Below are 15,074 nucleotides of genomic sequence, written 5' to 3'. Positions count from 1 at the left end.
AAATAAGATCTATATCGTAGTACTAGTTTGGCTAATAATAGTACTCTCAATCATAAAATATCAAGAGTACTTTGGTCTAATACTTAAGCACTATTTTGAATGCTCTAAAAGTAAGAATTCCATTAAGGCTTTTTGTGCATGTAAGCGATTTTCAGCTTCATCCCATACAACAGCACTTTGATGATCTAACATCGTTTCTGAAATTTCTTCACCGCGATGTGCGGGTAGGCAATGCATAAATAGACAATCTGGATTTGCCAATTTCATGAGATCTTCATTGACTTGATAATCAGCAAAAGCTTTTTCACGAATTTTTTGCTCTTCTTCTTGCCCCATTGAAGCCCATACATCCGTAACGATAAGATCGGCATTCTTTGCAGCCTCTTCAGCAGAAGAAACCAATTCTACACAATGTTCAAAATCTTTTAAAAATTCTGGTTTTGGTTCATAACCTTGAGGTGCAGCAATTTTAAGTTTGAAACCCCACATATGAGCAGCCTCAATATATGAGTTGCACATATTGTTGCCATCACCAATCCAAGCAACCGTTTTATTCTTAATGCTGCCTCTATGTTCTACAAAAGTTTGTACATCGGCTAAGAGTTGGCAAGGGTGGTGATCATCTGTAAGAGCGTTGATGACGGGTACTTTAGATTGCGCAGCAAAACGTTCAATGATGTCATGACCAAATGTACGAATCATGACAATATCGAGCATGCTAGAAATAACACGGGCAGAGTCTTCGATCGGTTCACCGCGACCAAGTTGAGTATCTCTTGGTGAAAGAAAAATTGCACTGCCACCAAATTGGCTCATGCCTGCCTCAAAAGAAACTCGTGTACGTGTACTCGATTTCTCAAAAATCATTCCAAGTACTTTACCTTTAAATGGTTGGTATACTTGGTTTGCATGTTGTAGTTTTTTTAGCTCCTGCGCGCGTTCAATAATTTGCTCTAGCTCTGCAGAAGATAAGTCACGTAATGTTAAAAAATGACGTAGAGCCATGGCTACTCCACATATCTATAGACTCAACTATAGCTATGTTTATTGTGTGTTAAAGGAATGTCTAATCTTTGAATATATACTAAATTGTTATTAGATTTCAAAAGTTTTGTTTATATTCATGTGCTTTAAGAAATAGATTTACACAATATTCCACATATTCGTCTAATTCTTTTGCTGTTTCATTAATTGAGACACCCGTCATCATTTTCCATTTGAAATTCCATAAACAACCTAAAAAAACTTTTGCAGATGCCATGGGTTGATCACATACAATAAGTCCTTGTTGTGTTGCTTTTTCTAGGTATGTACAGGTGTCATGTAATATACGTTCAGGACCACATGTATATAAATAATCGGCTAGGTCTGGATTATGTTTAATTCTTTCTAGCATTAATCGAAAAAATTGTGCGTTATTTGGTTTAACAAGATGTCGATGAAAATTTTTTAATAAAGTAATGAGGAAACTTCGAATATCTAATGCTTCTGGATCGGTATTCATATAGATTTCTTTTAGAAAGATATCTCTACGATGGTCACAAATGGCAGTAAATAATCCTTCTTTATTGCCGAAAAATTTGTACAAAGATGATTTAGAACCACCAGCATGTTGTACGATATCATCTAGAGAAACAGCATCGAAGCCTTTTTCCATGAATAGATCAGTTGCAGCTTCTAAAAAAGCAGAACAGCGCTCTGCACCTCGTTTGGTTTGAGGTTGCTCATTGAAGTAGCAATCTTTGGAATCTGACATAATGGAAAAGCTATCTAACATATCATGTTGATGTTTAATTATAGCAAACTATAAGCAGAGAGATTGCACAATTCGTGACATCTATGTATGTATGATAGGTATGATTGTTTATAAGTTGAGCTTAAAATTACGATTTGTACCCATAATACGCTCAAAAATCTGATTTTCTTCGTTAGATAGACTTGTATTCTCTTCAAGTTTGTGTGCAATAGCAATAATATTTTCCCCCTCTAAAATATTTCCTTCACTACATAATAATTGTCCAAATGCTTCGAGAGAGGAGAGATTTTGTTCGGTATGGAAAGCGTATAAATACCAATTTTTCGCTAGATCTAGACGATTTAGGTATTGTTGTACTCTTGCGAAATAGTGAGATGCAAACTGAATGTCAAAATCACATGCTTTAGAGAAACATTCTTCTGCTTTTGAATACGCCTTAGCCAATAAATAAGTTTGTCCTAAAGGAATAAGTGCATCGTAATGATTACATGAAACAGCTTGCTCTAATGTTATTAATGCATTTTCTAATTCATATTCGTGTAGATAAATGGTGCCAAGTGTAAGTAAAGAAAGGCTGTTTCCATATGAAATGGATGATTTAAAATAGTGTTTTGCGAGGGTGTAGTTATGGCGTTGATATTCAATTTGGCCAAGATGATAAAATGCTTGATCATCATTTAATTGTGCTGCTTGCATATACCAATGATAAGACAAGGTTGGATTGTTTTTATAGTGAAACAGATGTCCGAAACCTCTCATCCAACGTGTATCTTTAGGGGAAATAGTTTGGATTTTTTTAAGCTTTATTTCGGCATCCTCAAAACAGCCTTCTTGAATATTTTGACAAGCATCCTGATAGAGTTGTTGTATTTCAACTTCCTGTTGTCGAATAAGTTGTTTAAAATTTTGGAAAACACCCATAGTAGATTGTCACTGTAAATGATAATTATTATTATTTATATCAGTTTTCAGGGGTAAGTGCTAGAGCCTTTTGGCATGATTTTAAAGACTCTAGCGTACTAGGTTTTATGCAGTTATTTCCTCATCTTCATCAGATACATCCATACCGAGTTCTTTGAGTTTACGTGTTAGTGTATTTCGCCCCCATCCTAGAAGTTCTGCTGCATGTCTTTTTCTTCCTTTGGTTTGTGTAAGTGCAGCATTAATCAATGTTCTTTCAAAAATGGGTACAGCAATGTCCAGTATTTTCATTTCACCCTGAGATAGCTTATCCATTGCCCATTGGCTTAAGTGGTCTTCCCAGTTTTGATTACTTTGTATCAAGTTAACTTCGCGTACGGGTACGTCATCGGCATGTAGTTTTTGCTTTAGCTCTGTAGGTAGATCATCTGGATAAACTTCTCGACCTGTAATCATGACAGTTAGCCATCTACAGATGTTTTCTAGTTGACGCACATTTCCGGGCCAAGATAGCCTTTGCATATAAGCAATGGTTTCAGATCTTAAAATTTTAGGACTAACACCGAGTTCTTTACCTGCTTGTATAAGGAAGTGCTGTGCAAGCATTGGAATATCTTCACTACGATTTGCAAGTTTTGGAATATGAATTCGAATGACGTTAAGTCGATGATAAAGGTCTTCTCTAAATCGACCATCTTCTACCAATTTTTCTAAATCTTGATGTGTTGCTGCAACAATACGAACATCGACGCGTACTGGAATATGACCACCCACACGATAAAACTCACCATCTGCAAGGACGCGTAATAGGCGTGTTTGTGTTTCAAATGGCATATCACCAATTTCATCTAAAAATAGTGTGCCACCGTTGGCTTGTTCAAAACGACCTTGTCGCTGTGTATTTGCACCTGTAAAAGCTCCTTTTTCATGTCCAAAAAGTTCGGTTTCAATGAGATCTTTTGGAATTGCTGCCATATTTAATGCAATAAATGGCTTATTCTTTCTTGGTGAGTGGCGATGGAGTGCATGAGCAACCAATTCTTTTCCTGTACCAGATTCACCATTAATTAAAACCGTAATATGAGACTGAGAGAGTCGCCCAATCGCTCTAAATACTTCCTGCATAGCAGGAGATTCACCAATAATTTCTGTAGATTGTAAAGGTGAACTTACTTTTGTAGTTTCTTGATTTTGAATTTTTTCAAGATGAAGAATTGCACGATTAACCAGTGCAAGTGCTTCGTCTATATCGAAAGGCTTAGGTAGGTATTCAAATGCCCCAGTTTGATAGCTCGATACCGCAGACTCTAAATCTGAATGTGCCGTCATAATAATTACAGGCAGTTCAGGATGGCTATTTTTGACTTTGCTTAGAAAGGTTAAACCATCAATACCAGGCATACGAATATCTGTAAGTATGACATCGGGTAGGTTCATTAATAGTTGATCGAGTGCACTTTGAGCATCTTCAAAGCTTGTCACATCAAAACCAGCTTCTTTAAATGTTTTTTCCAACACCCAGCGCATTGCGCGATCATCGTCAATGACCCAAATTTTGTTCTGTGTCATATTATGACTCCCAAGGTAAATATAAGCTAAAGGTTGTTTTTCCAGAGGTAGATTGGCAATCAATCATGCCGTTATGTTGGTGCATAATATTTTGAGCAATACTCAGGCCCAGTCCTGTTCCATTGGCACGTTTTGTAACCAGTGGGTAGAAAACCGACTCAATAATATCTTCAGGAATTCCTGGTCCATTGTCTTCTATATCTATACGAATTGCAGAGCGGTTGAGTACCCCGTTAATGGTGACCAGTCTTTGAATACGTGTTCTAAATGTAATTGTTGGTGTAGTTTGTTGTGCTTGAAAGAATGCTTTGTTCTCTAAAATAGCTTGGACTGCGTTAATACTAATATTTAACATCACTTGGATGAGTTGGTCACGATCTGCATTAACCACAGGGAGTGAGAGGTCGTAGTCACGGATGATGTGAACCTTTTTCTTGGTTTGATTGGTTACAAGAGAGCGTACACGTTCTAATGGTTCGTGAATATTGACATCAACATAACTCGGTAACTGTCTTGAACCAAGCATAGTGTCTGCAAGCGTTCTTAATCGATCGACTTCACTAATAATAATTTCTGTGAACTCATCATATTTTTTATCATTTAGTGCTCTAGCGAGGAGTTGGGTTGCACCTCGAATGCCACCTAAAGGATTCTTAATCTCATGCGCCACGCCCCGAATTAGTTGACGAGTCACTTGATGTTGTTGGATTAAGTTTTCATCTTTTGTAATTTTAAGCATCCTTTCAATTGGAGTGAGCTCAATAATTAGAAATGGAGGAATATTTTTTGAGGGTTGCACTTGAGAAACAGAATAATCTACATGAATGTCATTAAAGTTAACATTGATAATTGCTTCTCGACGTGTATAAGACTGCCCTTGGGTAAGTGTTTTTCTGAGTGCATCTTGCGTGTTAAATATATCGTTAGGAGTCTCTAGAATCTGTAGTGCAGGCATTCCAGATGCTCTAAGCAAACTTATGTCAAATAATGCTTCACACGAAGAATTTAAATAAAAAATATTTAGGTTGTCATCGACAAGCAATACAGCTGTTGTGAGATTATCCACAAGCATTCGGTAGTCAATAACCGGTGTCTGATTCATGTCTAACAGTCCTGAGTTTTAATGGTGCATATCGAAAGTAATCGGTTTTTTTATCCCTGTTATGGAACAAACTACAATTTTAATCTTTCATCTAAATGCAATATCTACGCCAACTTTTAAATGAATAAAGACTAATATTTTAGTGCATTAAAATGAGTAAAATTACCTTTTGGTGCAAGTTGGAATATAAATGAGTTTTGTTTAGCTTATATTGCACATTTATGGTGCGCTAGTATTTTTTATAAATTTTACTGTATTATTTTAGTGCAATTAAAAAACTGTCGTTTTTAAACCTATGCTTATCGCTTGAAACGTCATACAATACGTGCATTCTAGTAGAGTGCAGAGTTTCATGAAGTCCCCCAAAGTCGGTTTTGTTTCTTTAGGTTGTCCTAAGGCATTGGTAGATTCTGAGCGTATTTTAACCCAGTTACGTACTGAGGGTTATCAGGTAGCATCAGATTATGATGGTGCTGATTTGGTTGTTGTAAATACTTGTGGCTTTATCGAGTCGGCAGTACAAGAGTCATTAGATGCAATTGGCGAAGCCATGAGCGAAAATGGTCGAGTCATTGTCACAGGATGCTTAGGTAAGGACGAAGATAAAATTCGTCAAATGCATCCAAACGTACTTAAAGTGACAGGCGCAGCAGCTTATCAGGATGTCATGGAAGCTGTACATGAATATGTGCCTGCACCACCAAAACATAATCCTTTTATTGACCTTGTTCCTGAACAGGGTATTCGTTTAACACCGAAACACTATGCTTATTTAAAAATATCTGAAGGATGTAACCATCGTTGTACCTTCTGTATTATTCCAAGCATGCGTGGTGATTTAGTGTCTCGTCCTGTAGGTTCTGTTCTAGAGGAAGCAGCAGCATTAAAGCGTTCTGGTGTAAAAGAAGTTTTGGTTATTTCTCAAGATACATCTGCATATGGGGTAGATACCAAATATAAGCTTGATTTTTGGAACGGGCAACCACTTAAAACTAAATTCTATGACATGTGTGAGGCATTAGGCCAACTGGGTATTTGGGTACGATTACATTATGTGTATCCATATCCACATGTTGATGCAGTCATTGACCTCATGGCAGCAGGTAAGATTCTTCCTTATTTAGATATTCCATTCCAACATGCCAGCCCACGTATTTTAAAGCTGATGAAGCGTCCTGCACACAGCGAAAATACATTAGAAAGATTAAAACTTTGGCGTGAAAAATGTCCAGAGCTTGTGATTCGTTCAACATTTGTCGTTGGCTTCCCTGGTGAAACGGAAGAAGATTTTGAAATTCTTTTAGAGTGGTTAAAAGAAGCACAACTCGACCGTGTTGGTTGTTTCACATATTCGCCTGTTGAAGGTGCAACAGCAAATGACTTGCCTGACCATGTACCTGAAGAAGTGAAACAGTCGCGCTATGAGCGATTTATGGAAGTCCAACAAGAAATTTCTGCAGCAAAACTACAAAATCGTATTGGTCAGCAAATGACAGTACTTGTAGATAGTCTAGAAGAAGACTATCCAGTTGCGGTTGCACGCTCTTATGCCGATGCACCAGAAATTGATGGCAATGTATTTGTTGAAGATATTGATAAAAACCAAATCCATGTTGGTGATTTATTAAAAGTTGAAATTACTGCAGCAGATGAATATGACTTGTTTGCAAAGTTAATCGAAGTTCAAAAGAATTAAGAAAATTGAGAAATTTGGGAGAAGCATAATGGCAGATACAAACAGCCCACGTTATTCACGTATTTTATTAAAGCTTTCAGGTGAAGCGCTTTCAGGTAACCGCGAAATGGGTATTGATGCTCAGGTACTTGATCAAATGTCTTTATCTATTGCGCATTTGGTCGGACTCGGTGTACAAGTTGGTATCGTTGTTGGCGGTGGTAACTTATATCGTGGTAGTCAGCTCCAAAAGGATGGTCTCGTTGGGCGTGTGACAGGTGACCAAATGGGTATGCTGGCGACAGTGATGAATGGTTTGGCTCTGCGTGATGCTTTGGTTCGCCGTAATATTAAAACACGGTTAATGTCTGCACTTTCGATTGGCACTGTAGTCGAGTCTTATTCAAGCCGCGATGCAATCCGTCATTTAAATAATGGTGAGGTATGTGTATTTGTTGCAGGAACAGGTAATCCATTCTTTACGACAGATACAGCTGCATGTTTACGTGGTATTGAAATTGAAGCAGATTTAATCTTAAAAGCCACTAAAGTAGATGGTGTATATAATAAAGACCCGAGCAAATATGATGATGCTGTAAAGTATGATCATTTAACTTTTGATCAGGTACTAGATGAAAAACTAGGTGTAATGGACTTAACGGCGATTTGTTTGTGTCGTGATCATGATGCGCAATTGCATGTGTTTGATATGAATAAGTCTGGTGCATTGCTTTCAGTTGTGATGGGTGAAAAAGAAGGTACTCACGTTACTAAATAATGTACGTGAGCGCTAAAGCTCTTTATACTAACGGCAAATTTAGTTTTATCTTTTATAAAGTAAGGAAGATCATATGATTAACGATCTCAAAAAAGACAGCGAACAACGCATGCAAAAATCGATTGAAGCTTTGGAACAAGGTTTCGCGAAAGTACGCACAGGTCGCGCGCACCCATCTATTTTAAATGGCGTCATGGTGTCTTATTATGGATCAGACGTTCCATTAAACCAAGTTGCTAACGTAAGTGCTGAAGATTCACGTACATTATTGGTTCAACCATTTGAGCGTCAAATGGTTTCTACAATTGATAAAGCAATTCGTGAAAGCGATTTGGGCTTAAACCCAATTACTGCAGATGCAATTCGTGTACCTTTACCAGCTTTAACAGAAGAAACACGCCGTGATATGCAAAAAATTGCACGTAATGAAGCAGAAGGTGCAAAAATTGCTATTCGTAATATACGTCGTGATGTATTAGGTGATATTAAATCATTACTTAAAGAAAAAGAAATTTCTGAAGATGATGAGCGTCGTGCAAGTGATGATATTCAAAAAATCACAGACAAATATGTTGCAGAAGTTGATAAGCGTCTAGCAGATAAAGAAGCTGAATTGTTAAAGGTTTAATGAATGACGACGCTTGAAGACATTCATTTACCTCAACATGTTGCCATCATTATGGATGGCAACAACCGTTTTGCTAAAAAGAATCACCTCCCAAAAGGAGATGGGCATCGAGAAGGCAAAACAATTTTAGATCCGATTGTTGAATATTGTCGTAAAGTTGGTGTTCAAGCACTTACAGTTTTTGCTTTTTCTAGTGAAAACTGGAAAAGACCTCAGGCTGAAGTTGATTTATTGATGCTCTTACTTGAGCAAACAATTCATGAACAAATTCCTCGAATGATTAAGTTTGAAATCGCTTTACGTTTTATTGGCGATCGCAGCTGTTTACCATTACATTTGCAAAAATTATTTGAAGAAGCAGAGCAAAAAACAGCACATTTCACCAAAATGACTTTAGCAATAGCTATTAGTTATGGTGGTCACTGGGATATTGCAGATAGTGCGAAGAGAATTGCACAAGACGTTTTAGATAAAAAAGTGAGTGTTGATCAGATCAATACTGATCTTATGGCTCAGTATATTTCTTTGGGAGATCTTCCACCTGTTGACTTATTAATTCGAACAGGCGGAGATTATCGTATATCTAATTTTCTGCTCTGGCAGTTGGCATATGCTGAATTGTATTTTACAAAAGTATTGTGGCCTGAGTTCAGTGTTCAAGATTTACAAGAAGCATTTTCTGTATTTTCTGAAAGAGAGCGCCGATTTGGTAAAACCTCTGAACAAATCCAACAAGATAAAATTGAGAATTAATTCATATGTTTGAGCGGATAAAAACCGCATTGGTCTTGGTTGCAGTTGTTTTGAGTTGTATGTTTGCAACCTCATCCCATTATCCGATGCTTGCCTTAATGTTAGTTGCAGCTGGAGTTGGTGGGTATGAGTGGGGGAAACTCATGCCTAGGCAAGTGCAAACCCATCATCTAAATTTTACTTATATTTACGCATTTTGCATGGTAATTATTGCAAGTATTACGCTCTATTTTAGAGATATTGCATTTTTACTTTGGTGTGTTTCTATTTGCATTTGGTTGTTAAGTATTTACTGTGTGAAAAACTATCCCAAGTTTGATGGTTGGTACAATAAGGGATTAAACACAGTAGGTATTGTACTTATCTGTTCTGCTGTAACCTCAATTTATTATGTCTGGATTAATTCACCTTGGTGGTTAATGTATCTGTTCCTGCTTGTGTGGGGTGCAGACAGTGGGGCTTATTTTGTAGGTCGAAAGTTAGGCCGTCGCAAAATGGTGCCTAATGTTAGTCCGAATAAATCTATCGAAGGGCTTATCGGTGGACTGTGTACTTCTGTTCTCATTGTGATGGTCGTACAGCTACATTATTTACATCTTTCACTAAGAGATCACATTCTATTTCTCTCATTATCTATTGTCACAGTACTTGGTTCTGTTTTGGGAGATTTATTTGAATCTATGATTAAACGTCGTGTAGGCGTTAAAGATTCAGGAAGTATCTTACCTGGTCATGGTGGTGTGTTAGATCGTATAGACTCTCTTTTAGCAGCAGCTCCAATTTTTGCTGCAGGCGTATATCTCCTTAAATTAATTGGCGTTGATTTATGAAGCAGTCAGTTTGTATCTTAGGAGCTACAGGCTCTATAGGGCAAAGTACTTTAAAAGTTTTAGAAAAGCATCCAAAAAAATATAATGTATTTGCAGTGACAGCCCATAGTCGACTTAATGCATTGGTTGAGATTTGTATTAAATTTAAACCGCAAGTTGTTGTTGTGCCAGAGTGTAAGAAAGACGAAGCTGATCAATTATTTAAATTATATAATATTGATAAAATAGAAATACTTACGGGTGACCAAGGGCTCATAACAGTTGCTTCACATAAAGATGTAGACATCGTAATGGCCGCGATTGTTGGTGCCGCTGGTCTATTGCCAACATTGGCAGCAGTTAAAACTGGTAAGCGGGTTTTACTTGCAAATAAAGAATCATTGGTCATGTCTGGTGATTTAATGATGCAAGAGGCAAAACGAAATAATGCATTACTATTGCCTGTAGATTCTGAACACAATGCAATATTTCAATGTCTTCCAGAACAATATATGCAAGTCCAAAGAAGTGGAGTTCCTGAACTGGGTGTATCTAGAGTTCTGCTCACTGCCTCAGGTGGTCCTTTCTTGAATATGCCAATTGATCGACTAGAACATGTTACACCAAGCCAAGCTTGCAAACACCCTAATTGGTCAATGGGACAAAAAATTTCTGTAGATTCTGCGACCTTAATGAATAAAGGTTTAGAGTTGATAGAAGCATGTCATCTATTTGCAATTTCAGAGCGGTTTGTTACAGTGGTTGTTCATCCACAAAGTATTATCCATTCTATGGTTCAATACATTGATGGCTCTACAATTGCACAGATGGGTAATCCTGATATGTGTACGCCGATTGCCCACGCTTTAGCATGGCCTGAAAGAATAAATGCAGGAGTTGCACCATTAGATTTATTTGTGAATCATCATCTTGATTTTCAAGAACCTGATTTAGAAAAATTCCCAGCATTAAATTTATGTAGAGAAGCAATGAAAGCTGGGGGAACAGCACCTGCAATATTGAATGCAGCAAATGAAATTGCAGTTGAGAGTTTCTTAAAAGAAAAAATCAGCTTTACACATATTCCATATATTGTAGAAGCAACTTTAAACTGTATAGAGAATACAAAAGCGGAAGCTTTAGATGTTATTTTAGAGGCTGATCAAGCAGCACGTAAAATGGCAACCTCATATGTTATAAAAATGGGAAAATAATTAGTGAATGTGCTTTTTATTGTTTTAGCAGCAATTCTACTTTTAGGGCCACTCATTGCAATTCATGAATTTGGTCATTATTGGGTTGCTAGACGTTTAGGTGTTAAAGTCTTGGTATACTCAATTGGTTTTGGGCCGACTTTACTTAAATGGGTTTCAAAAAAGTCAGGTATAGAATATAAAATTTCAGCACTCCCATTGGGTGGCTATGTCAAAATGTTAGATGAAAGAGAAGGTCAAGTTTCATCTGAAGATTTGCCATATGCTTTTAATAGACAATCTCCATGGAAAAGAATTGCTATTGTTGCTGCTGGTCCTTTAATTAATTTATTATTTGCAGTGATATTGTTTTGGTTATTATTCTTACCAACACAAGAGCAGTTGAGCACAAAAATAGGAAAAGTACTCCCTAATACATCGGCATCTCAAGTGGGTTTGCAAGTTGGTGATAAAATAACAGCAATTGATGGTAAGCCTGTAACAACATGGGAAGCCTTAAATTTTGCGTTGGTCAGTCGCGCAGGAGAAACAGGAAGTATTGAGGTACAAGCAGAACATAATGGTACTTTAAAGCTTTATCATTTACCTATTGAAAATTTTATTAAAAATCAAACTCAATCTTCTATTGAACAACTAGGATTTTTACCATATAGGCCTAAAGTTGAACCCATTGTCTCTAAACTAAGTGAAGATGGTGCGGCAATTCGGCAAGGTGTACAGGTAGGTGATCATATTTTATCAATTAATGGTATTAAAACACCAGATTGGTTCGATGTTGTAGATATTGTACAAAAATCTCCTGAAAAACTTCTAAATATTCAAATTCTACGTCAAGGAAAAGTACACAATTTAGAAGTCATGCCTCAAGGTAAAAAAGATGATATGGGTAATATGGTCGGAATGCTTGGGGTTCAAAGTAATATAGGAAAGATCACTATTCCTAATGACTATAAACAGACGATAAAATATACACCTGTGGAAGCATTTACGAAAGCAGTAAATAAAACAGCAGAAATATCTGGCATGATGCTTAATTCTGTTGTGAAAATGATTCGTGGTTTAATTGGCTTAGAAAACTTGTCTGGACCAATAACAATTGCTAAGGTGGCAGGTCAGAGTGCTGAAATGGGTTGGCAAACTTTCATTTCATTCATGGCACTTATGAGCGTAAGTCTAGGTATTCTAAATTTGCTACCTATACCAATGCTTGATGGCGGACATCTGGTTTATTATTTTATTGAAGCAATTAGAGGAAAACCTGTTTCAGAACAAGTACAGTTAATCGGTCTTAAAATCGGTATGGTGTTGCTTGGTAGCATGATGATTCTAGCTTTATTTAATGATTTTATGCGCTTATAACAGGGTTAACAAATATTCAACTTAGTGGAAAAAAATAGGCATGCGTCACACACATCTTTTTATGCCTCTGGCACTGATTAGTGCAATGGCAGCAGTACAACAGGCTTATGCAGCAGATGAATTTATCGCACGTGATATAAAATTTGATGGATTAGTGCGTTTAGTACCTGCCAATGTAGCTAGTATGTTACCCATTAAAAGCGGTGATCGTGTTAATGATGTAACGCTAAATAGCGCGATACATACATTATATGACACGGGACTTTTTGATGATATTAAAGCAAATCAGCAACCTGATGGAACTTTATTGTTTCAAGTTGTTGAACGTCCGATCATTGCTAAAGTTGAGTTTAAAGGAAATAAACTTATTCCTAAAGAAGCTCTGCAAGATGGCTTAAAAAAGATGGGACTTTCTGAAGGTGAAGTCTTAAAACCTTCTTTATTGCAAAATATCGAAACTGAATTAGAACAACAATATATTCAGCAAGGTCGTTACGACGCAAAAGTTACAATTGACAAAACAGCTAGACCTAATAATCGTGTTGACCTCACTTTAAATTTTGAAGAAGGTAAAGCTGCTCGTGTTGTTGAAGTAAATGTTGTGGGTAATAAAGTTTTCAATGATGACGAAATTAAACAAGCGTTTGCATTGAAAGAAGGAAGCTGGTATTCGATTATTACCAACAATGATCGCTTCGCAAAAGAACGTATGGCTGCAAGTTTAGATGCTTTACGTGCATTATATTTAAATAATGGTTATGTTAATTTTGAAGTGAACTCTTCAGACTTGAATATTAATGATGATAAACGCAAAGTTTTTGTGAATGTCTCTGTAACTGAAGGCCAGCAGTTCAAAGTAGGTACAACCAAATTCTTAGGCGACACACTATTTAAACCTGAAGAGCTAAGAACTTTACAGGTCTATAAACAAGGTGAAGTCTATTCTCAAGAAAAAATTGATGCAGTAAAGAACTTACTTTTAAGAAAGTATGGTAATGCTGGTTATTATTTTGCACAAGTGAATTTAGTACCTCAGATTGATAACGAGAATAAAGTTGTTAATGTCGTTTATTATATTAACCCAGGTCAGCAAGTAACTATTCGTCGTATTAACTTTATGGGGAATACGAAAACAGCAGATAATGTATTACGTCGTGAAATGCGTCAAATGGAAGGCGCTCTAGCAAGTAATGAAAAAATTGATTTATCTAAAATTCGTTTGCAAAGAACTGGTTATTTCAAGACCGTAGATATTAAACCTGTTCGAATTCCAGGTGTTCCTGATCAAGTAGATTTAGATGTAAACGTGGAAGAGCAGCATTCAGGTACCAGTACACTTGCTATTGGCTATTCACAGAGCGGTGGTATTACGTATCAAGCAGGTATTAGTCAATCTAACTTCTTAGGTACAGGTAATAGCGTTGGTTTAGATTTTACGAAATCTTCTTATTCAACATATTATAATTTATCAGTGACTGATCCATATTTTACAATTGATGGTGTAAGTGCTGGTTATAATCTTTATTACCGTGAAACCAAACCTTATGAAGATTATCACGTAAGTGATTACTATTCTAAAGCACTTGGTGCGAGTGCGAGCCTCTCTTATCCTATTGATGAAAACCAAAGTATTAGTGGGTCTTTAGGAATTGAAAACAATAAGATCACGACTGATATCTATGGCTCAATTGCTTATGGTGGTTATTTACAAGCACACGATGGCAAAATCAAAAATACAACGACTACAACTGCGGGTACTTATAACCAGTATGAAGGTACATACTTAAATTATTTAGCGAATTTAGGTTGGTCTTTTAATACTCTCGATCGCCCAATGTTCCCTCGCTCTGGTCAGCTACATGCAGTAAACTTAGAAGTTTCATTGCCTGGTGGCGATGCAGAATATCAAAAGCTTACCTATAGTGGTCAAGTCTTTTTCCCTATAGGTAAAGGTTTTGGCGCACGTGCCTATGGCAAAGTGGGTTATGGCCATGATTTACCATTCTGGAAAAACTTCTATGCAGGTGGTTGGGGTTCTGTGCGTGGCTATGAAGATAATACGCTCGGCCCACGTTACCCAGGCGAATACTATAGCGGTACACAAACGACAGACTACAATAAAGACCCAGTGGGTGGGAATGCACTGGTTCAATTTGGCTCTGAGTTAATTCTACCTGTACCATCGAAGGGTGACTGGGCTCAAAATGTACGTCCAACACTTTTTGTTGAAGGTGGACAAACATTTGATACTGAGTGTAAAAATATTCCAGATTTTTATGATGGAACGACTAAGGTAAGCGGTCGTCAATATTGTAAAGATAACTATGGATTTGATTTAAGTAATTTACGCTACAGTGCTGGTGTTGGGTTGACTTGGAACACAATGATTGGTCCATTATCAATTAGTTATGCGTATCCATTGAACAAAAAAGATGGCGACAATACGCAAAATGTACAATTCCAAATTGGCCGTACTTTCTAAAAGTACTGCCTTTTTAATAAATTAACTT

13 protein-coding genes are annotated in these 15,074 nt (G+C 36.9%); 8 read left to right on the top strand and 5 right to left on the bottom strand.

Annotation, left to right across the window (positions count from 1 at the left end):
- Positions 1-90 precede the first annotated feature (90 nt).
- The 5 genes from argF to glnL form a co-directional block, all read right to left on the bottom strand.
- Positions 91-1,005, bottom strand: a complete 915-nt coding sequence (gene argF / locus OZX61_RS06595; protein WP_195770787.1) for an ornithine carbamoyltransferase — start codon at positions 1,003-1,005, stop codon at positions 91-93.
- A 97-nt stretch (positions 1,006-1,102) separates the two neighbouring features.
- Positions 1,103-1,756, bottom strand: a complete 654-nt coding sequence (locus OZX61_RS06590; RefSeq protein ID WP_277094267.1) for a TetR/AcrR family transcriptional regulator — start codon at positions 1,754-1,756, stop codon at positions 1,103-1,105.
- A 108-nt stretch (positions 1,757-1,864) separates the two neighbouring features.
- Positions 1,865-2,677: a hypothetical protein gene (locus tag OZX61_RS06585; protein WP_277094265.1), complete on the bottom strand. Its 813-nt coding sequence runs from the start codon at positions 2,675-2,677 to the stop codon at positions 1,865-1,867.
- Positions 2,678-2,782: 105 nt separating this feature from the next.
- Complete coding sequence (gene glnG / locus OZX61_RS06580; RefSeq protein ID WP_195770784.1) at positions 2,783-4,246, bottom strand: nitrogen regulation protein NR(I); 1,464 nt, start codon at positions 4,244-4,246, stop codon at positions 2,783-2,785.
- Position 4,247: 1 nt separating this feature from the next.
- Entirely contained in the window at positions 4,248-5,348 is a 1,101-nt protein-coding gene (gene glnL / locus OZX61_RS06575; RefSeq protein WP_277094263.1) for a nitrogen regulation protein NR(II), read from the bottom strand.
- Between the two features lie 352 nt (positions 5,349-5,700).
- Here glnL and rimO point away from each other — a divergent pair, with 352 nt between their 5' ends.
- The 8 genes from rimO (at position 5,701) to bamA (ending at position 15,046) form a co-directional block, all read left to right on the top strand.
- Positions 5,701-7,044, top strand: a complete 1,344-nt coding sequence (gene rimO, locus OZX61_RS06570; protein WP_277094261.1) for a 30S ribosomal protein S12 methylthiotransferase RimO — start codon at positions 5,701-5,703, stop codon at positions 7,042-7,044.
- A gap of 28 nt (positions 7,045-7,072) precedes the next feature.
- Complete coding sequence (gene pyrH / locus OZX61_RS06565) at positions 7,073-7,801, top strand: UMP kinase (protein WP_195770781.1); 729 nt, start codon at positions 7,073-7,075, stop codon at positions 7,799-7,801.
- A 73-nt stretch (positions 7,802-7,874) separates the two neighbouring features.
- The gene (frr, locus tag OZX61_RS06560; protein ID WP_195770780.1) at positions 7,875-8,429 is read left to right on the top strand and encodes a ribosome recycling factor; all 555 of its coding nucleotides are present in this window, start codon (positions 7,875-7,877) and stop codon (positions 8,427-8,429) included.
- 3 nt (positions 8,430-8,432) lie between these two features.
- The gene (gene uppS, locus OZX61_RS06555) at positions 8,433-9,182 is read left to right on the top strand and encodes a polyprenyl diphosphate synthase (protein WP_195770779.1); all 750 of its coding nucleotides are present in this window, start codon (positions 8,433-8,435) and stop codon (positions 9,180-9,182) included.
- A 5-nt stretch (positions 9,183-9,187) separates the two neighbouring features.
- Positions 9,188-10,012, top strand: a complete 825-nt coding sequence (locus tag OZX61_RS06550) for a CDP-archaeol synthase (RefSeq protein WP_277094259.1) — start codon at positions 9,188-9,190, stop codon at positions 10,010-10,012.
- Positions 10,009-11,205, top strand: a complete 1,197-nt coding sequence (gene ispC / locus OZX61_RS06545; RefSeq protein ID WP_277094257.1) for a 1-deoxy-D-xylulose-5-phosphate reductoisomerase — start codon at positions 10,009-10,011, stop codon at positions 11,203-11,205. Before OZX61_RS06550 ends, ispC begins: the two co-directional genes overlap by 4 nt.
- Before the next feature lie 3 nt (positions 11,206-11,208).
- Entirely contained in the window at positions 11,209-12,564 is a 1,356-nt protein-coding gene (rseP, locus tag OZX61_RS06540) for an RIP metalloprotease RseP (protein ID WP_277094256.1), read from the top strand.
- Positions 12,565-12,604: 40 nt separating this feature from the next.
- Positions 12,605-15,046 (top strand): outer membrane protein assembly factor BamA, encoded by a 2,442-nt coding sequence (gene bamA / locus OZX61_RS06535; protein ID WP_277094254.1) that lies wholly within the window; start codon positions 12,605-12,607, stop codon positions 15,044-15,046.
- Positions 15,047-15,074: the final 28 nt, after the last annotated feature.

Origin of the sequence: Acinetobacter sp. ESL0695, from assembly GCF_029392135.1 — a bacterium.
Taxonomy (GTDB): domain Bacteria; phylum Pseudomonadota; class Gammaproteobacteria; order Pseudomonadales; family Moraxellaceae; genus Acinetobacter; species Acinetobacter pollinis.
Note: the sequence above shows the minus strand (reverse complement) of the source record. Positions and strands in the feature narration are given on the sequence as shown.